Below are 19,656 nucleotides of genomic sequence, written 5' to 3' on the forward strand. Positions count from 1 at the left end.
TTAACCTTTATGGAGGAAGCCGCCCACGGTGGGATCGATGATTGGGGTGAAGTCGTAACAAGGTAGCCGTATCGGAAGGTGCGGCTGGATCACCTCCTTTCTAAGGAAAACCTGTAACGGAGAACCGTTACAAAAATGATATTTACCTTGTTTGGCCTGTTTAGTTTATTAAGCGCATGAGCATCCGCTCATGCGTTTTTTATTTGCCTTTTATTGATACGAAAGCTGTGCTCCGGGCCGGTCTTTCACAATAAGGGATTTTTAAAGGTTGACATATGAAAGCAACATACCCAATCATCATCCATCAAGCGGACCAAACGGGCTATCATTTTGTTGAAATACCCGATTTCGGCGGCTTTACTCAGGGAAAGGACTTGAATGACTGCCTGGAGATGGCTCAAGATTACATTAACCTTAGCGTCATTGATTTGGAGGATCACAATGTGCCCATTCCGCCGTCTTCAGATATCAATTGCTTAGAGATTGGACCGGGTCAAGTGAAAAGCCTGGTCGCTATAGATACCATCTCATACCGGCGGGCAACAAATAGCCGTCCGGTGAAAAAAACCTTGACCATTCCCAGTTGGTTAAATAAGAAGGCGGAGCAAAATAACATTAACTTTTCTCAAACGCTCCAAGAGGCCCTGATTAATAAGCTTTACCAATAAAGGCTGGCCATATTTTTAAGATCAATCATCTCAATCGAACATTTCCTGCTAAATAAGCCCAACCGGACCGTCCGGCTGGGCTTTTTTCGTGTTTTGTCCCTTAGTCGGTAAAATTTCCACCTAAAGCAGATAAAAGCCGGAACAAAAAGGGGGCTATTCCACAGCAAATAACAATGAATGAATAAAAGTGCTTGTCACTTTTGCCTGGGTAAAGGCTGAAAAAGCCCCTAAAAAATGAGAACACAAGTACCCAACCCCTTGTAACTATTACAACCCCCCTCCCAGGAAATCCCGCCGTTGAGGGAATATACTTGTATTAATCTTGCAGGCCGTCAAAAAAACATTGGTAACAATAGAATGACAGTTGTCTACAAATGATTGAAAGCCGGTTCCCCCTGTGCTATGATTTACAGCGTGTTAGAAAGGAAGTGTAGTTTTGATAAAGAAGACACTATGCGCGGTCACCTTGGCCCTCGCTACGGTAGCAGCCGTCGGTTTAGGTGCGCAACCTGCTCAAGCAGCAGATCCGGTATACTATGTCGCATCTCCGCAACAAAACGACTGGCACCAAGTCACGGTTGACCAACCTATTGTCAATCAAGAAGGCCTTATGTATATGCCCATCAATTCTATTTTTAAAAACCTGGGCGTAGAAGTGGTCCTCAATCCTGATAACCAAGCCAATAAAATTAAACTCGTCAGCGGTCAAAACGCTTATGAGCTCTATACCTACAGCGCTGATAACAAAAAATACGTTGGCGTTTCTGCCAATGGCCCCTGGTATCAATTGGCCCAATTCAACGGGACTAATTATATCCCCATGGCCTTCCTGCAAACCTTAACCAACCGGACCGTTGCGGTTTCCGGCGCCAATGTGGTCGCCTTTGTTGACCAAAAACCCGCCTGGGTCCAAACCCCCCAAGGCTATAAGAACAATAATCCTTTTTGGCGTGGCATTATCCCCGCCTATACCTATACGCCTGTTGCCCCGGTCAGCACCAATGCTGCCCAAAGCGTCAACGGCAACACCGTCATCGCTTCTGCCCAAGCCTACATGGGTGTCCCCTATGTATGGGGCGGCATGAGCCCGGCCGGCTTTGACTGCTCCGGCTTAACCAGCTATGTTTTCGCCCAAAACGGTAAGTCCCTGCCCCGGACGGCAGCAGCCCAACAAAGCTTTGCCAAACCGGTGGCCTTCAATGACTTACAACCCGGCGACCTGGTTTTCTGGGGAGCCCCGGCCTACCACGTTGGCATCTATATCGGTGATGGCAAGTACATTCACGCACCGGCCCCCGGTCAGAGCGTTTCCGTCGGTACTTATACCGGCTTCCCCTTCACCGGTGCAGGTCGCGTATAAGCTTATTTAGCCTACATTTAATAGCAAGCATTTAAGCGCCTTCTCTTAATGAGAAGGTGCTTTTTTTGCCCTCTCAGGGAAATGTAGCTAAAATAGTGCCCACTTGTTAAATAGTTGTAAAATAAGGCCGGATGGCGTGCAAATCAAGGTGACCTGTGGTACTATTAGACCATTCATTAGAGATTCTTTACATAAAACATACCTTAACTTAGAAGGAAATTGACCAAGGAGGCCCTTTATTATGAAAGAAAAACTCAAGGCCTTGGCGGTGCGCCTGCGTGGGCGGATTTTTACACGTGATGTAGCCAAGTTCCTTAGCAGCGGTGCCCTGGCGGCAGCTGTCCTCACCCTTGTTGTCCTCTTTATCGGATCCTGGGGATATGCCACCGGCCTGTTCACCAGCTATTTTACTAATCCCTTAACCCTATTACTGAACTTTTTACCTATTTATGCCTGCATCCTCCTGATTGGCCTCATCGTTCAGAGCCTGCGGGTCTCTGTTTTCCTATCCGGCCTCTTCTGGCTGGGTATCGCTGTCGGCAACATGGCTATGATCAACTGGCGCCATGCCGCCCTCAAGCCCGATGACCTGGCCCTGGCCATCCCCATGCTGAAAATCCTCCCCCACTACCTCAGTGAGCTGGACATCAGCCTGGCCTTTTACGCCCTGGCCGGCATCCTGGCCCTGGGCCTTTTTGCCCGGCTCATGCCGAAAACCCATTTTCACCCCCTGTCTCGGCTTCTGGCCGCCCTCCTTATTGTGGCCATTGGCGCCGGCACCGGCACAGCCGTCTATGCCAGCACCCCCCTCTACAAGAGCCAGTACCTGAAAAACCAGAAACAATGGTGCGACAGCACCGGCATCACCTACCGGCTCCATTCCGACCGTTACCAGGCCAATGGTGTTGTCTACTCCATGAGCTACAATACCAAGTTTGCCCTGGGCAATGACGAAGCCGGCTACAACCCGACCAACGGCCAGGCCCTGGCTGAAAAATACGGGTCCGAACCCATCCCCAAAGACCAAAAAGTACACATCATCACCATCCTTTTAGAAAGCTACATGGACTTTTCCGATACCGCCAAGCCCTCCACCCTGCAATTCCCGGATGGCAACCCCTATGACCCCCTCCATGCCCTGCAAGACCGGTGCATCTCCGGGGAAATGATTAGCGATGTCTACGGTGGCGGTACCATTAATATTGAAACCGGCGTCCTGACCGGCCTCTACAAGCGGCACAATTACATCAACCGCCCCGGCCCGTCCAACGTCCGCTACTTCCTGGAAAACGGTTACACCACCGTCGCCATGCACCCCAACGACGGCTACTTCTACTCCCGCTTTGACCGCAACCCCAACCTGGGCTTCCAGAACTTTCTCTACACCCAGAACCATTTTAAAAACAACCTGAGTGAATACATGCCCGATAGCGTCCTCATGCCGGACATCAAAGCCCAGCTGGACCGCTACAAGGCCCAAGGCCCCACCTTCCTTTATGCTGCCACCATGCAGGGCCATGGCCCCTATAATTGCGTCAGCATCAAGGATAAAGAATGGTTCCCCTACCAGGAAGGCATGCGGCGGCCGGCCTACGTCATGCTCAACAACTACTTTACCGACGTCAACCAAACCGCCACCGCCCTGACCGACCTCATCAATAGCCTGGAAAACGATGACGAGCCCGTCATCGTCCTGGCCTTCGGCGACCATAGCCCCCGAATGGAAGAAGGTGGCTATGATATCCTGGGCCTCAAAGCCCCCGATGGCACCGTCCAGGCCAAACTCAACAACTACGCCACCCCCTACCTGATTTACGGCAATAACAAGGCCAAGGCCATGTTCAACACCAGCTTCACCGGTCAAGGCCCCACCATCGACCCCGAACAGCTCATCTCCAACGTCCTCTTCAAAGAACTCGGCTGGCACGGCAATGCCTACCAGGCCTTCATGCAGGACATGGGCAACCGGGTCACCTGCCAAAAACGGGACTTCTGGGTCGTCGACGGTCAACCCTCCGTCATCTACCCCCAGGAAATCAAGTCCATTCTGGATAATGTCGTGGATATCGACATCTTCCACAAGCGGCAAAAATACGAGCCCGCCGACCAAATCGACGAACGGGCTAATGTTGATAAATACGAAAGCAACTCCCCTGCCGGCGCCGATCCCGACTCCTCCGAAAACGCCGCCACCCGGGCCCAAACCGGCCAGTCCAAAGGCCGCTAAACCCTTATTAAGCAAAAACCACCGAGCAAATCGGTGGTTTTTTTGTGGCCCGGTTCTTATCCTTCCTTCCGTCTAGCTGCCTGTAGAATAGGGTTAGAGGGCACTTGCCAGGACTTGCTATAGGAGAAAAGCGGCCCCTCCATCTAGAGGTTTAACCTGTTTCAGGGGTCCATTCAATGGCAATCAAGTCCTATTTAGGAAAAGTTCCGAAATGGAATTATTTCTAAATAGAATGCTTAAACGAGGCGTCCGGGTGTTGATGACTTCAGTAAAAAGGCCTTGCTAAGTAAGTGTTATTGCCGGGGCTTTTGAATACGCGTAGGGAAAATGGGAGGCCCTTGCTACATAAAACCCTAAGTGCTATACTAAAGCTAGGGAAAAAGAAGTGATCAACATATGTGCACAAAAAGAACCACCGAGCAAATCGGTGGTTCTTTTTGTGGGCCGGTTGTTATCGCTCTTTCCGTCTAGCCGCCTGCAGATATAGCGGTAAAGGATACCTGCCGTGACGGAAAGGAAAAAAGAAGCGATCATATACATAGGGCACACCTCCCACCTGTTGTCAGATTGGAGAGATAACAACGAAGATAGTATAGCACACTATTTAACAAAAATAGACAAGCCTTGCATACTTATGAATATCCTCTCTATATAGGAGGTCATCCCGTGAAAAAGAAGAGGTCCTCCAGGACCGAAGCCGGTCACAAGGCCGCTAAAACCCGCATGATTGATAATCAAACTTTGGCCCTTCATTCCAAGCGGCTCATGCAAAAGAACAAAAGGGCTTACCAAGCCCTGGCTAAATGACTCCTCCGGCCAAAGATCTGTCGTTCAGTCCTAGATGAGCCTGCATGAAGCCGCTTGACCGGCATAAGGTCATCAAGCCCTTGCAAAAAAATAGGCAAGCAGGTATAATAGACCTAGGAGAAAAATTTATTACCATTAGGTTCACCTCCCCTCCGCTGTAAAAACAGCTGGGGATTGGAAGTCCTTGACGCAAGTATAGCATATGAAAACCGGACTAAACAGATGTTCTTGTCAACTTGATCAAGTTAAAGGCTGCCACTGGGATACTAAAACTAGGCAAAATGAAATGACGACATGTAAGTAAAAAAACCACCGAGGGGAGTCGGTGGTTTTTTTCTGGCCTTTAGCTTTCGCTAGGCCGCCGCCCCTGACGCTGGCGGGAGCCTGCAGCGGATAAAAAATACCCGAATGGGTTACATTAAGCCTTGCTGAAATCCATCCCAGGGGTATAATTGCCTTGGAACACTGGAATCATCATGGTTTCATTTAGAAGAAAGCCTACCGAGCAATCGGTGGGCTTTCTTCTTTGATATCGCCGGCCCGCTTGTCGCGGCAGCCATCGGTCCGGCAGGTTGACAGGTTAGGCCTGCCGGGCCTTTTACATGGCCAGCCCGCCCGACCCGCCTGCTGCCTTAGTCGCAGATGCAGCCGTCCTCACTTTCCGCCAGGGCCTCTTCCAGGGCATCCCGGACGGCCTTGAGGATGTGGTAGCGGGCCTCGGGCTTGCTGTTGGCATCCACCACCTGCCAGGGCACCGCCTTGCTTGTCCGGGCCACCATTTCCGCCATGGCCTCGGTGTAGGCCTCGTACTTATTGTAGTTGCGCCAGTCCTCATCGGTCAGCTTGTAGCGCTTGTCCGGGTCCTTGGCCCGGTCAATGAGCCGGTCATTCTGGACCGCCTTATCAATAACCAGCAAAAACTTCAGCACCAGCACCTGCCCCCGGACCAGGCTTTCCTCCATGGCTACAATCTCATCATACGCCTCGCTGATCCGTTCGGTCGGCGTCAGGCCCTCGACCCGCTCCACCAGGACCCGGCCATAGTAGGACCGGTCAAAGATGGTCAGGTGTCCCTTTTCCGGGAAGTCCCGGTAAAAGCGACCCAGGTAGTGCCGGTCCAGGTCCGCCTGGGAAGGGGCCGCCACCGTTGCCACATGAAAGCCCCGGGGGTCCATCTGCCGGGTCACCCGGCGGATGGTGCCCCCCTTACCGGCCGTATCCGTCCCCTCAAAGACAATCACCACCGGTATCTGCCGCCGGTGTAGGGCCTTTAAGAGCCGGCCCAGGTCCTTCTGCAAGGGGGCCAGGTCCTCAGGCGCCTTGGGCTTTACCGGGTCCAGGGGTGGATAATTCCCGGCCGGCAGGGGGTCATCCGCCGGGTCCGGCTGGGCCAGGTGGGCCTTTAGAGCCCTGATAATCTCCCGCAGGGCCGCCTTGGCCGCCCGCTTCTAGTGGCGGGTGTTTAAGACCTGCCAGGGCGCCCAGTCAAAATTCGTCGCCGACAGGACTCGGTCATAATGGGCCAGGTGGTCCTCATAATAGGCCAGGGGCAGGGCATTGGTCACCAGCTCCTGCCGGGCCGCCGGAGTCGTCTCTGCCGCCAGCTGGTCCCGCCTTTTGGCCACCCGCTTGGCCAGGTCCGCCCGGGTCTGGTGGAGGAAAAACTTCATAATAAGCGTCCCGTCCCGGACCAGGAGCCGCTCAAAAAAGCGGATATCCGCCAGGTAGCCTTCATAAGTGGCCGCATCCTCCTCCAGGGCCCGGAGCATCTCATAATACTGGCTCCGGTCAAAAAAGACCAGCTCGCCCCGGTCCGGCGCCGCCCGCATATACCGCCAGAGAAAGGTATGGGCCCGTTCCCGGCTGGTTGGCGCCTCAAAAAGCTCCACCCGGTAGTGCTTGGGGTCCAAGTCCCGGACCAGCCGGGAGAGGAGCTTGCCCTTGCCCACACACTCCCAGCCGTCAATAATCACCAGGGCCGAACGCTTGCTCGCCGAAATGGCCCGCTGGAGGACCGCTAACTCTTCGCCCAAGTCTTCCAAAGAAGCCTCATCCTTGGCCAATCCTTCCGGGCCCACCCCGTCTAATTGAATCTTTTCTATCATTATATAGCCCTCCTTTTCGGCCATGATCCGGCCCGGCTCCGCCGGGTCCGGTCTTACCCTCCACATACCTCAGCCCCGGCCCTTTCATGCAAAAAAGAAGCAAATATTGACAAAATAGCTACAAAGCCCGGAAAAACCCGGCCCCTAGCTTGATTTTACAAATCACCGTTGATATAATAAGTTCGAACCCTATTCATCAGGCCCTTTTTGGCCTGCCTGTCACCGGCATAACGACCAACCATCCGTTTCGCCGGCAGCAGCCGGGGGTATGTATGTTTTATAAGGTTCAGCCGGAAAATCCGGCACCAGTATGATCCATAGCAAAAAAACGTCGAAAGGGGGAGTTTGGCCACAGCATAACTCTTTCGCCGCCACTACATATTGTAGACGGCAACGTCGCAAGACGGCGTGGATGATACTTGTTGGCTTTGAGGCGGCGAGTCCTCATGTAAGCCCAGCGCACCCGACGCAGAGGGTTAGACTGCAACCCCTGCAGGTGGGGATTACCTGCATATCATATTTGGGAGGGAAATATATTGAAAAAGACAACTAAAAAAGTAGTCAGCCTACTGACTATCCTGTCTTTCCTGCTCACCTTAGTACCGGCAGCCGTTTTTGCTGCTGATACGACTCCTGCAAAAGACGCTTCTTTTGTTGAAGTTGAAGACAGCACTGTAGATGTTGGCGGTTCCACTGAAGTTCGCGTAGGCTTAAAGGCTGCTGCAGGTGCAGATGCCACAGTTGCCGGTTATGATATCGTTGTATGGGCCGGCTCTACGACTTCTGCTAATGATACCGTAGAATTTACCGGTGCAGAAAAGGCTAATGATAACATTACAGGCGTTTATAAAATTACAGAGGTTAAAGACGGCCTAAATGCTGTAAAGGCTAAATTCAACAAATCCGGTTCTTACCAATTAAACGCTGCTATCGTTCCGACCGATAAATTAGCTGGTTTAGAAAAAGTTTCTGACTTAGCTCAATATCGGATTAGCACCAATGAAGCAGCTAAAGTAACCGTGGAATCTTCCAATGTAATTAAAGCCTTTGCTGTGTATAATGACAATGGGGCTTTATTGGCTGAGTTTAATGCTGATGAATCTGTAAGCAACAAAGAAATTACTGTCAATGCTAACGGTTTAACTCCAACCAAGTTAGTGGTTAAAGCTTGGAAAGATAAAGAAAAAACCATTGCTGCAGACAGAAATACTGAAGTTCGCTTTGACACCAACTCTGCTAACTTAAAACTCAACACCACCAGTGAAAAAATCAGCTACAAAGGCGAAGCTGAAGTCAAATTAACTGGGGATGTATATGGCACCTACAAACTCTACATTGCTGTTGGCGATGTAGAAGGGACCTTAAATAAGGTAATTGTATCTGAATCTGTTGCTTCCACCATCGAAACTTCTAAAACAGCTGCCAAAGCTTTTGCTTGGGATGCTGATTTCAGAACTAAAGGCATGGAAGACTTTGTTCAATTCATCGTTAAAGATATTAACGGTAACGTGATTCAGGATACTCCGGCTGATGAACCTGCTTTTGTAAAACAAAACAGTGATACCCCTTATGTAAAAGTCCTTGATAAACCGTCCAACATGAAAGTGGATGACAAGGACTTCTACCTGAAAAAGGTTGACGGAAAAGATTACTTTACCTTAGTTGCTAATAAAGAACTTAAGGTAGGTAAATACACCGTTCAAGTAGCCCTGAAAAATGGGAAAAAAGCGGTTGCTAGCTTTGAAATCGCTAAATTTGGTACTGCTAAAGAACTGAAAATCGACTATAATACTGAAACCGTTCAATTAGGCGATAAAAATGTTAAAGCTCCGGATATCGTTTTTGTTGACGAAAACGGTGTTCAAAAGAAAGCTGCTAAACGTGTATCCTTAGGGTATGCCGGATATGCTGTTGAGGACTTTAAAACCGAAGATGGTAGCTTTAAAGTTAAAGGTGATGAAAAATATCTCGGTTCTAAAATTGTCGTGACTGCTGTTGCAGAACGTGAAGGTTTAGTGGCTAAAGCTAATCTGACCGTTGCTCAAGACGGTCGTAGCATGAAGTTTGCCAGCAACAAGGGTGTTGTTGGTGCTAATAACAAAGTAGACTTCCAACTCGTCGATGGCGATGGCAAAACCGTTAGCCTCGGTGGTAATTACGAGAACTCCGCTGTTGTTATCGAAAAAGTTAGCGACGATACCGCTAAGGTCTCTGCTTCTGTTACCGCATACGGTGACTTAAAAGAAAAAGGGATTGGTACCTTAAGTCTGACCTCTGACAAACCGGTTACCGCTGATATCGCTGTATATGTTAGCAATCAATACGGTAAATTCTATGCAGGCAACCTGACCTACACCTTCGGTAAAGATGTTTCCAACGTTGGCCGTGCTGTTGTTATGACCATCGGCAGCAAAGACGTTATCGTTGACAACAACGTTGTTGCCATCGATACTGCTGCTATCATCAAAAACGAACGCACCTTCGTTCCTTTCCGTGCCTTAGCTGAAGCTTTCGGTGCTAAAGTTGACTGGAACGAAAAAGACAAAACTGTCACCACTGAATTAGACGGTAAGAAAATTGTCATGACCGTTGACAAAAAAGAATACAAAGTAAACGACAAAGAAATGACCATGGACGTAGCTCCGTACATCAATGGCGATAGCCGCACCATGATCCCTGTCCGTTTCGCAGCTGAAGGCCTCGGTTTCACCGTCACCCCGACCTACAACACCGATGGCACCACCGCTAGCGTTGTATTCATCAAATAATTTCAGGTCACTGAAATTTGAAGCAAGCAGCTCCGGCTGCTTGCTTTTTTTTCTGCCCTTATTTGGGCGCATAAGAATAAGCCAGCCGGTTCTGTACAGCTGGCTTATTCTTTTAAAGCCTGGATAATGGACCTGTCTGCTTTTCTTAGCCTCATTCGGTATTCGCTCATCGTTTCATAGATAAGCGGGGTTATTAAATCCTATCCTCCTGGGACTCTGGTTCGTCTTTGGCGGTGCAGGCATACTTCTTCTTTAAGCGGGCTAAGAACTTTTCGCCCTCTAATAGCTGGTCTTTGGCCAGGCTTTCTAAGCCTTGCTCAAGGGCCTTTGCTTCAAAAACCTGCGCCTTTTCCGGCCATAAATCTCTAATGGCATCAGGGCCTATTTCTTTTACCGCAAGACTAGGCGGGTGGCTATTTTTCCCTGCTTCTTGGGAAGCCTCGAGGGCTTCTACAAACTTTCTAACGCCTTCCTCATCTTCAATTAAGATTTCCTCAAGAAAGCTTTTGCTGGTCACGATTATCACCTCTTAAGTATTAGTTACAGCCCTTGCTAGCGGAGACTTTTAGGGCTTTGCTGATGGATATATTTATATCATATTCCTTACCTGCATTGAAGACAAGGATCCCTTGTCACTATTCTCTATAAGATGGCCGGTTCTAGCCAGTCTGAATCCAGCCAAATCAAGAATGAAAAAGACGCCCCGGTGACCTATGCCAATTTTGAACAAGTGACCCTTGGGAGGCAAAGGTCTTCAAAAATGACGACATGGACGAAACCCTGGCCCTGGACAAGGCGGCCAAGGCTGAAGTCTATGTCGATGGCGTGGCCAACCGGCCGGCTAAAATGGTCTTAGACCGGGACGGCCTGGTCCGCGATAAGAAGGACCAAAAGGTTTATGTTACCTTTGATAAGGACTTTAGCCCGGCTAAGGCTGATAAGGTTGAGCTGCAAGTGGCTGCCTATACCGACAAGGATGCTAAATTAGACCTTGGTGGGGATAAGGCTGCCTATACCGTTACCGAGATTTCTAAAAAAGGGGTGGAATTGACCATTAATCCGGTCAAGGGTGCTGCCTACTACACCGTTTCCTATGTCAGCGATGGCAAGACCGTTGCCGACCTGACCCAGAAACTCCCCGTTGGCGCTGACTTCTCTGCCGCCAGCGAACTGGTCTTAGACTTTGGCAAAGACACCGTTGAACCCGGTGAAAAAATCGCCCCCAAGGTCTACCTGAAGAATAAAGACGGCGAAACCATGGACGTATCCGGCCGGGCCACCTTTGCCTATGCCGGTGATGCTCTTGAAGAAAAAGGCCGGGAAAAGGGCGGCTTTACCGTCAAAAATGATAAGAAATACATCGGCAGCCAAATCACCGTTACCGCTGTTGACGGGACCCGGGCTGTCACCAAGACCCTGACCGTTGGCAAGGCTGTCGCCCCGGTTGAAAAGAAAAATGTGGTCCTCTCCATTAACTCCAAAGATATGCTGGTCAATGGGGAAAAAGTCTTAATCGACGCCCCGGCCGTCATCAATAACAGCCGGACCTTCGTTCCCCTCCGGGCTGTTGCTGAAGCCTTTGGCGTGAAAGTCGACTATGACAATGCCAGCCGGTCCATCACCCTGACCCAGGGGGACAAGGTGGTTAAAATGACCGTTGACAACAAGGCCTACACCGTCAATGGGCTAGCCCACAACATGGACGTGGCCCCCTACATCGTTGCCCAAGCCGGCCGGACCATGGTCCCTGCCCGCTTTGCCGCTGAACCCTTCGGCTTTGTGGCTGATTTCACCCAAAACACCGATGGCAGCACGGCCAACGTACTCTTCCACAACTAAATAAGGTTTTCAGCAAAGACCGGGTCCGAAGCCTTCAGCTTCCGGGCCCGGCCTTTTTGTATGTTGAGGGCGGACCTGAAAAACAAATATAGCTAAAATAAAATTACTTGTTGCATTAGTCTGAACAATGTGATAATCTTAAAGCAAGAAGAACCGAGTCAGTGCACCACCAGAGAGAACGCCTTTAGCGAATGATGGAGCCTCATACCTGTATCTGTTGCAAGTTAGCAGTCAAAAAATCCATAATAGTTGATTATACCTTTGTCATGTATTATTGGAGGCAAATAAACTGAAATACTGTTTATCCTATCCATGCATCGGAAGTACCTTAAAAAAGGCTCCTGACCATAAGATTGTGGCATGACAACTGATTCGGCCATCCGGGCACCTGCTTTTTAGCAGGTGCTTTTTTTGTGCAGAAAATTTACAGGTACCATACCTTGGCAGGGCTTTCCCTTTACATTCTCTTGTTAGAATATTCCTTGTTGAAATGTTTAAGACAAAAATAGGGAGGCGGGCCGCCTTGGCTTTTATTGAGCTGAAGAATATTCGCAAGAAATACGAAAATAATGCAGACTATACGGTCCATGATTTTAACCTGGATATTGAGAAGGGTGAATTTATCGTCTTTGTAGGTCCTTCCGGCTGTGGTAAGTCCACCACGCTGCGGATGATTGCCGGCCTGGAGGATATTACCGAAGGGGATCTTATGATTGGCGGCGAACGGATGAATGACCGGCCGCCCAAGGACCGGCAGGTGGCCATGGTCTTCCAATCTTATGCCCTCTTCCCCTTTTTAACGGTCTATGACAATATCGGCTTTGGGCTAAAGATCCGTAAGGAAGACAAGCAGGCCCGGGATGAAAAAATCCGTCGGGCCTCGGGTATACTGGGCCTGGATAACTACCTGGACAAAAAGCCGGGCGACTTATCCGGTGGCCAAAAGCAGCGGGTCGCCCTGGGCCGGGCCATTGTCAACCAGGCGCCGGTCTTTCTCATGGACGAACCGCTGAGTAACTTAGACGCTAAGCTCCGGGGCCAGATGCGGGAAGAAATCGTCCACCTCCACCGGGAGGTAGGGGCGACGACCATCTATGTCACCCACGACCAAATCGAGGCCATGACCATGGGCGACCGGATTGTGGTCTTAAAGGATGGGCATATCATGCAGGTGGGCACTCCGGAAGAAATCTACAACAACCCGGCCAATGCCTTTGTGGCCAGCTTTATCGGGACCCCACCCATGAACTTTGTCCAGGGGGATATCCATGACGGCTGCCTGCACATGAAGGATGGCCAGCGGCTCTGCGATGTAACCGATGATGTGGCTGCCCGCAACAGCCAGGTCACTGTGGGCATCCGGCCGGAAACCGTTGAATTTGCCAAGCATGCTGACCAGGGGGTGGCGGCCACTGTTGAACGGGCCGAGCTCCTGGGCGCGGACTACAACCTCTATGTCAATATTGACGGGAGCCGGGTGATTATCCGCCGGGGGGTTGCAGACGGGCCCTTCCAGGAAGGGGATCAGTTAAACCTGACCTTTCCCCTGGAAGCCCTCTACCTCTTTGACCAACAGACCGGCGCACGCTTGTAGGAGGGCCTATGGATAAAAAAATGTCTCCGGGCGAGTTTATCGCCTATATCCTGACGCCTGCCCTGCCTTTGATTGTCTTCTGGTTTATTCCCCTCTTTGTCTGCCTTTATATCAGTTTCACAGACTGGGACTATATTTCACCGGATTATAACATCGTGGCCCTGGAAAACTACAGCAATATCTTAACTAACCAGGCCTTTTACTCGGCCCTGAAGAATACTCTTTTCTTTGGTCTGGGGACGGTCATCCCGACCCTGGCCATCGGCTTTCTCCTGGCTGTGCTCCTTTACCGGAATGTTAAGGGCAAGCCCCTCTTCCAGGCCTTTTTATTCTCTCCCTGGGTGACCCCTATGGTGGCCATGTCCATCGTTTGGAGCTGGATGTACCGGCCTGAGGGGCTCATCAATGTCCTCTTAGGGAAGTTCGGCATTGACCCGATTATGTGGCTGTCCAGTTCGACCTGGGCCCTACCGGCGGTCATGCTGGTGACCATTTGGAAGAATGCCGGCTGGGCCATGATCTTCTACGCCGATGCCCTGTCAAAAATTCCGGAGGCCCTCTATGAAGTGGGCCACCTGGAAGGGGCCAACCAATGGCAGAAGATCACTCGGATCCTCCTGCCCATGGTCTCCGGGACCACCTTCTTCCTGGCCATTGTCAGCCTGATTGATGCCATCCAGGCCTATGACCAGATCAGCGTCTTGACCCAGGGCGGGCCGGCCGGGGCCAGCCGGACCCTTCTTTACCTTTACTACCAGTACGCCTTTGAACAATTTAATGTCGGTACCGCTACGGCCTTGGCAGTGATTATTGTCCTCCTGACCGCGGTCCTGGCTGTTGCCATGAAACTCGTCAACAACCGCATTAGTCATATGGAGGGATAACGTGGAACAAGTCAGCGGAAAAACGCTTGTCGGCGAAAGGGCCCGGCAGCCGCGGAAAAAACGCAATTGGCAAATGGTGGCTAAGACCTTGGGCCTGGCTATCTCCAGTATTGCCATGGTCTATCCCCTGTTATGGATGTTTTCCAACTCCTTTAAAACAGCCGATGACATCATGAGCAACCCGGCCAGTCTCATACCGACGGTGCCGAACCTGTCGAACTTTGCCGGGGCCCTGTCCATGGCCCCCTTCGACCTCTATGTATTTAACTCAGCCTTTACGGCCATTGTTATTGTCCTGGTTCAGTTGCTCCTGAGTGTCCTCTTTGCCTTCGGGATTGTCTTTTACCGGTTCCCGGGCAAGAACCTCTTTTACGGGGCCATCCTCTTGACTTACATGCTGCCGACGGCGGCCACCTATGTGCCTTCTTATGTGATCCTGGCCAACCTGGGCCTCCTGGATACCTTAACGGGGCTCATCGTCAGTAACCTGGCCAGCGTCTTTACCATCTTCCTCTTGGTGCAGAACTTTAAGGGTGTCCCCCGGGAGCTTTTGCAGGCGGCCCAGATTGAAGGGGCCAGCCAGCGGCAACTCCTCTTCCGGGTGGTGGTGCCTTTTTCCAAGTCCACTCTGATTACGGCAGGGCTCATTAACTTCGTCAACATGTACAACAACTACATGTGGCCCTCTCTGATTACCACCAGTAAGAGCAAGATGCTCATCAGCGTGGGGCTCAACACCTTCTTCACCGGTCAGGGGAACTTTAAGGAAAACCTACCCAGGCTCATGGCGGCCAATACACTTTCTGTATTGCCGTTGTTGATATTATTTATTGTATTGCAGAAGTGGTTCATCAAAGGGATTAGTGACAGCGGGCTCAAGGGTTGAGCCCCAAGCAAAAAGGGAAAGGATTGACAATATGACAAGTTGGGTAAAACGTTTGACGGCAACGGCCCTGGCCGGGGCCCTGCTCTTCACCGCCGGTTGTTCTCCGGCAGCCAAGGAGGAAACCTCCGCTGCCAGCGGCGATGGTCCGGTAGAAATTGAGTTCTGGTATGGCCTGGGCTCTGTGGCCGGGGAAACCATGGAAGGGATCATTGCAGACTTTAACGCTTCCCAGGACAAGGTCAAGGTGACCGGGGTCCAGCAGCCGAGCTACAGCGACACCTTCCAAAAGGTGCAGGCGGCCCTGGCCAGTAAACAGGCACCGGCTGTCTTTATTTCAGATAACATGCAGGAACTGGCCCAGCGGGACATCATTGCCCCCCTGGATGACGTCATGGATGACCGGACCCCGAAAGACGACTACCTGGAAGTCTTTATGGAACCGGCCGTTCAGGATGGCAAGGTCATGGCCCTGCCCGCCTACGGGACCACCCAGGTCTGCTACTACCGGAAAGACCTCCTTTCCCAGGCCGGCGTTGACCCCAAGGATATGTACTCCAGCTGGGAAAAGGTCTATGAAACGTCCAAGCAGCTCCAAGACCAGGGCGTTGCCCAGTATGGTCACCTCTTCATGTGGGACCAGGAAAACCTCATGGATATTGCCCTGTCTGCCGGCGGGAAAATCTTATCTGAGGACGGCAAGCAGGTCCTCATCAACACCCCGGAATGGGTGGAAAGCTGGGACTTCGTTCGTAAGCAAATCTTTGATGACAAGACCATGAAAATCGAATCCGGCGGCCAGGGTTGGGAATACTGGTACCGGACCATTGACAACGTCTTAAATGGCGTGGCCATCGGTTACACCGGGTCCTCCGGCGACAAGGGTGACCTGGACTTCAATATCATCGATTCCTGCGTCCAACCGGGCTTCAACGGTCATGAGCCCAAACCGCGTGCCGGCAGCCTCTACATGGTCGTGCCGAAGATTGCCACCGATGAACAGAAAAAAGCCGCCTATGAATGGATGGCCTACTTCAACAGCCCGGAAGTCTGCGCCAAATGGAGCCAAAAAATCGGCTACATTCCGGTACGGAAGGCTGCCCTGGAAGTAGAAGAATACAAGAAATTCTTAGAAGAAAACCCCTATGCAGCAGTGCCTTACAACCAGGCCCAACACGCCAGCCCGGCCTTCTTCGACCCGACCGGGTCTAAGATCACCGACGCCTTGAAAAAGGCTGCTGACAAGCTGGAACTGGAAAACGTGCCCGCTAAGGAAGCCTTAGATGCGGCGCAAAAAGAGGCCCAGGCTGCCTTGGATGAAGTCAATAGCAAATAAAACCGGCTGGGCATGAACCGGCTCGAGTCTGGTTATTTGGATCCCCGGTGCCGGCACCGGGGGTCTTTTTATGTACAGGCCGGCAAGGAAAGGCGTATAATCAAACCGACAAATAGAGAAGGGGAGATAGACCCATGGGACAGGTCTTTAAGACAATCCAGATAACCCATGCCGAATCACAGGTCAGCTTTGACCTGCCGGCAGGTACCGTCGGCTTTCGGCTCATCTTTGAAGCGGACCGGCGGGCCCTGATGAACGTTTTGCTCTACGATGAGGAGGACCGGCTCCGGGGCCAGCTCATGCACTTTGGCCAGGATGCCGCCCTCTGGTTTGGGCCGACCCTGGCCCTGACCAGCCCCCACTGCCTGCCCCTGGTGGGCCGGACCTACACCCTCTTTAACCCCATGATGGACCCGGCAGAAGCGACCCGCTTTATCCCCTTTACCGTGACCGCTGTGGCCTATGATGACCGGGACCGGTATGAAGAAGACCTGACCCGGCCGGCAGAGGCCCGGGAAGCGGTCAGCTGGTTGGGTGAAGCGGACGATGCCGTTGGCGCCTCCGGCCTGGACTGGTGGGCAGATGCCCTGGGCCATGGCGGCTGGCTGGCCGGCGACTTCCACACCCACACCCGGGCCTCGGACGGCCAGAGTAGCCAGGCGGACAATGTCCAGACCGCCCGTCGCTATGGCTTGGACTTTTTCGCCGCCACCGACCATTCGGTCTATCCCACTGCCTGGGTCGACCACGAGGGGGTCCTGGTCCTGCCCAGTGTGGAGGTAACCACTGCCTTTGGCCACTTCAACGCCCACTTCAGCAAGGGGTCACCTTATAAAACCCGGCCCCTGGGGACAGCCAGTCCCGGGGAGGTGGAGGTCCTCCTCCACCAGGCGGTCCGCCGGCAAGGGGCCAAGCTCTGCCTCAACCACCCCTTTATGGCCCCCTGGCGGATGATGCTGTCCGCCATCCCTCTGGAAACCTTTGCCTATATTGAAATCATCAACGACCCCACCTATAAAACGGCCTCCAAGGCCAATGAAAAGGCCCTCCGGGCCTGGTCCGCCATGTGGAATGGCGGCGTAGACCTGACCGGCCTGGGCGGGAGCGATGCCCACCTGCCCCTGGGCGATCGCTACCCCCAAACCCGTGAACTGACCCGGCTGGGCAACCCCATCACCTGGGTCTACGCCCGGGACGGGAGCCTCAAGGCCCTGGAAGCGGGCCTGGCTGCCGGCCACACCACCATTGCCCGGGCCGGCCGGCCCTGGCTGACCGTCACCAAGGATGCCCAGGGCCAAAGCCAGGCCAGCCCCCCGGCCCTGACCGGCCGGGACCTGGCCCCCGGCGTGACCCTCTGCTGCGGCCTGGCCGATGAACCGGTCGGCGTGGAAAAAGACCCGGGCCGGCCTGAGCCGGCCTACCACCAGTGGATCATTGATGGGGTCATCGCAGCGGAAAGGGAGGGGGCCTCCAGCACCCTGGTCCTGCCTGAGGACGGCCACTGGGTCCGGGTCGACTGGCGGAGTGCCGAAGGAGAGCTCGTCGCCACGACCAACCCCATCCGTTGGGAGAGCGCCGAAGAAGGTAAGCGGCTCTACACCTGGCATGACCTGGAAAAGGCGATGAACCCGCCGGTCCGGGGCGTGGTCTTTGACAAGGATGGGACCCTCATGGCCTTTAGTGACCTCTGGGAAAAGGCCACCGAGGCCTTCATTGACCGGGTTGCCGGCGACAAGGCCCCGGCCTGCCGGGCCGCTGTCGGCCTGGTGGCCGGTGGCGGCGTTATGCCCGACTCCCCCCTGGCCAGCGGCACCCTGGCTGAAATCGCCCAGGCCCTGTCCGATCATAGTCCGGTTCCGGTCTCCCCGGCCGACCTCCACGACCAGTACAAGGCCTACATGACCGCCCATCCGGAAAGCATCCAGCCCATTGAAGGCCTCCGGCCCCTCCTGGACCACCTGCGAGACCGGGGCATCCGCATGGCCGTCATGACCTCTGATGATGCTGACCTGACCCATGAAGCCCTCCGCCTCCTGGGCGTGGACCACTACTTTGACATGGTCATCAGTGGTGATAGGTACCCGGCCAAGCCCCGGGCCGCCGGCCTCCTGGCCTTTAGGGACCAGGCCGGCATATCCCTAGATGAGATGGTCTTTGTCGGCGACAGCTGCCGGGATATGCGGCTGGGGGCCCTCTGCCAGCGGTGCTATGCCCTGAGCGGGACGGTTAGCGCCGAGGACATCCTCGTTGACCTGGCCGATGACCTGGTGCCCAACCTCGCCGCCCTGGTCCCCCTCATTTGATCCGGCGGGAATTGTCATTTTTTTGTAAGCCGGTCGAATTGTTCCCCGGCCTGCTCTATGGTATAATGGGACCATCTATTAGTGACGATTCTTTTAAGGAGGCAAAGGTCGTGTTGCGTAAAAAATTAATTGCCGGCTTAACGGCATTCACCCTACTCTTTTCCACTGCCGGTCCTGTCCTGGGGCCGGAAGTCGCCCAGGCGGCAGACGAGACCCGGAGCGTGAACATCTACGGGTTCTCCCAGGGGACTGATAAGGTCATCATCTTCACCAAGGGGATGAAGGCAAAGGACCTGTATCGTATTACTCTGAAAATGAACAATGGGACTGAAAAAGAATTGGACATTGGGCAGTTTAATAGAACTGGAGAAGCAGTCATTGAATTGCCTGTTGACCAATATGATGCTTTAAAAGATTTACGGGCCGGTGACGTCCTTTTGGTAGAAGTCGTTCCGGATAACCCTCCTAACGTAAAAGAAAAGGATAGAGAAGAGAAAATTGAAGAGAGCGTTCCCCTCGGTGGCGTCAAGGTTAAGCCTGAAAGCATGAAACTTGAAGAAGCCACCATTATCCGGGACAAGGGCAGCCAGGACCTGAATCTCCGCTTTGACCGGGCCTACAAGCCCTCTGATGCGGACTTTGTCCAGCTGATCCCCTATGATAAGGATGGCAAGCGGCTGGAACGCCGGGATGCGGTCACCTATGCCATCACGGAAGCTGACCTGAGAACCCGGGCCGGCTATAAGGTCTTCCCCCTTCGTCTGACCCCGGCCAAGGGGGCAGCCTACTATGAAATCCAGTATGTCACCGGCAATGCCATTGTCGATGAATTAACCCTAAAAGTGCCTGTCGGCGGGGACTTCAGCAACCCCACCGCCCTGG

The 19,656-nt window shown here is 52.8% G+C and carries 15 protein-coding genes and 1 rRNA gene; 13 read left to right on the top strand and 3 right to left on the bottom strand.

Features of this window, described 5'->3' with window-relative positions; translation table 11 throughout:
* The 5 genes from ACKQTC_RS08725 to ACKQTC_RS08745 form a co-directional block, all read left to right on the top strand.
* Positions 1–100 (top strand): 16S ribosomal RNA (locus ACKQTC_RS08725); the annotation flags it as partial.
* Positions 101–275: 175 nt separating this feature from the next.
* Positions 276–668, top strand: coding sequence for a type II toxin-antitoxin system HicB family antitoxin (locus tag ACKQTC_RS08730; protein ID WP_408978055.1), 393 nt, complete (start codon positions 276–278; stop codon positions 666–668).
* A gap of 436 nt (positions 669–1,104) precedes the next feature.
* A complete protein-coding gene (locus ACKQTC_RS08735; RefSeq protein ID WP_408978056.1) occupies positions 1,105–2,028 on the top strand; it encodes a C40 family peptidase in 924 nt (307 codons plus the stop codon).
* 241 nt (positions 2,029–2,269) lie between these two features.
* Positions 2,270–4,255: a sulfatase-like hydrolase/transferase gene (locus ACKQTC_RS08740; protein WP_408978057.1), complete on the top strand. Its 1,986-nt coding sequence runs from the start codon at positions 2,270–2,272 to the stop codon at positions 4,253–4,255.
* A gap of 666 nt (positions 4,256–4,921) precedes the next feature.
* Complete coding sequence (locus ACKQTC_RS08745) at positions 4,922–5,062, top strand: hypothetical protein (protein WP_408978058.1); 141 nt, start codon at positions 4,922–4,924, stop codon at positions 5,060–5,062.
* A 632-nt stretch (positions 5,063–5,694) separates the two neighbouring features.
* Here ACKQTC_RS08745 and ACKQTC_RS08750 read toward each other — a convergent pair.
* Together ACKQTC_RS08750 and ACKQTC_RS08755 are read right to left on the bottom strand one after the other, a co-directional pair.
* Positions 5,695–6,489 carry a polyphosphate kinase 2 family protein gene (locus ACKQTC_RS08750; protein ID WP_408978069.1) on the bottom strand — a complete coding sequence of 265 codons (795 nt, stop codon included), beginning with the start codon at positions 6,487–6,489 and terminating at the stop codon, positions 5,695–5,697.
* A 21-nt stretch (positions 6,490–6,510) separates the two neighbouring features.
* Positions 6,511–7,167, bottom strand: coding sequence for a polyphosphate kinase 2 family protein (locus tag ACKQTC_RS08755; protein WP_408978059.1), 657 nt, complete (start codon positions 7,165–7,167; stop codon positions 6,511–6,513).
* 536 nt (positions 7,168–7,703) lie between these two features.
* On the opposite strand from ACKQTC_RS08755, the gene ACKQTC_RS08760 reads away from it, so the two are divergent.
* Entirely contained in the window at positions 7,704–9,935 is a 2,232-nt protein-coding gene (locus ACKQTC_RS08760; protein ID WP_408978060.1) for a copper amine oxidase N-terminal domain-containing protein, read from the top strand.
* A 193-nt stretch (positions 9,936–10,128) separates the two neighbouring features.
* Here the strand turns inward: ACKQTC_RS08760 and ACKQTC_RS08765 are convergent, their stop codons facing one another.
* A complete protein-coding gene (locus tag ACKQTC_RS08765) occupies positions 10,129–10,452 on the bottom strand; it encodes a hypothetical protein (protein ID WP_408978061.1) in 324 nt (107 codons plus the stop codon).
* Between the two features lie 251 nt (positions 10,453–10,703).
* Here ACKQTC_RS08765 and ACKQTC_RS08770 point away from each other — a divergent pair, with 251 nt between their 5' ends.
* From ACKQTC_RS08770 to ACKQTC_RS08800, 7 genes are all read left to right on the top strand, one after another.
* On the top strand, positions 10,704–11,774 hold the full coding sequence (locus ACKQTC_RS08770; RefSeq protein ID WP_408978062.1) for a copper amine oxidase N-terminal domain-containing protein: 1,071 nt from the start codon (positions 10,704–10,706) through the stop codon (positions 11,772–11,774).
* Between the two features lie 523 nt (positions 11,775–12,297).
* The gene (locus ACKQTC_RS08775) at positions 12,298–13,368 is read left to right on the top strand and encodes an ABC transporter ATP-binding protein (RefSeq protein ID WP_408978063.1); all 1,071 of its coding nucleotides are present in this window, start codon (positions 12,298–12,300) and stop codon (positions 13,366–13,368) included.
* Positions 13,369–13,376: 8 nt separating this feature from the next.
* Positions 13,377–14,252 (top strand): carbohydrate ABC transporter permease, encoded by an 876-nt coding sequence (locus ACKQTC_RS08780; RefSeq protein ID WP_408978064.1) that lies wholly within the window; start codon positions 13,377–13,379, stop codon positions 14,250–14,252.
* 1 nt (position 14,253) lies between these two features.
* Positions 14,254–15,138 carry a carbohydrate ABC transporter permease gene (locus tag ACKQTC_RS08785; protein WP_408978065.1) on the top strand — a complete coding sequence of 295 codons (885 nt, stop codon included), beginning with the start codon at positions 14,254–14,256 and terminating at the stop codon, positions 15,136–15,138.
* Positions 15,139–15,169: 31 nt separating this feature from the next.
* Entirely contained in the window at positions 15,170–16,471 is a 1,302-nt protein-coding gene (locus ACKQTC_RS08790; RefSeq protein WP_408978066.1) for an ABC transporter substrate-binding protein, read from the top strand.
* Positions 16,472–16,605: 134 nt separating this feature from the next.
* Positions 16,606–18,774 carry a CehA/McbA family metallohydrolase gene (locus ACKQTC_RS08795; protein ID WP_408978067.1) on the top strand — a complete coding sequence of 723 codons (2,169 nt, stop codon included), beginning with the start codon at positions 16,606–16,608 and terminating at the stop codon, positions 18,772–18,774.
* Between the two features lie 110 nt (positions 18,775–18,884).
* On the top strand, positions 18,885–19,656 hold a 772-nt coding region (locus ACKQTC_RS08800; RefSeq protein WP_408978068.1), incomplete at its 3' end, for a hypothetical protein.

It is taken from the genome of Peptococcus simiae (assembly GCF_046097595.1).
GTDB classification, from domain to species: Bacteria; Bacillota; Peptococcia; order Peptococcales; family Peptococcaceae; genus Peptococcus; species Peptococcus simiae.

Excerpts from the sequence above, each read along its gene's own strand:
- ACKQTC_RS08730 (WP_408978055.1), top strand. The coding sequence starts at position 276 with ATGAAAGCAACATACCCAATCATCATCCATCAAGCGGACCAAACGGGC.
- ACKQTC_RS08740 (WP_408978057.1), top strand. The coding sequence starts at position 2,270 with ATGAAAGAAAAACTCAAGGCCTTGGCGGTGCGCCTGCGTGGGCGGATT.
- ACKQTC_RS08755 (WP_408978059.1), bottom strand. The coding sequence starts at position 7,167 with ATGATAGAAAAGATTCAATTAGACGGGGTGGGCCCGGAAGGATTGGCC.
- ACKQTC_RS08770 (WP_408978062.1), top strand. The coding sequence starts at position 10,704 with ATGGACGAAACCCTGGCCCTGGACAAGGCGGCCAAGGCTGAAGTCTAT.
- ACKQTC_RS08780 (WP_408978064.1), top strand. The coding sequence starts at position 13,377 with ATGGATAAAAAAATGTCTCCGGGCGAGTTTATCGCCTATATCCTGACG.
- ACKQTC_RS08790 (WP_408978066.1), top strand. The coding sequence starts at position 15,170 with ATGACAAGTTGGGTAAAACGTTTGACGGCAACGGCCCTGGCCGGGGCC.
- ACKQTC_RS08795 (WP_408978067.1), top strand. The coding sequence starts at position 16,606 with ATGGGACAGGTCTTTAAGACAATCCAGATAACCCATGCCGAATCACAG.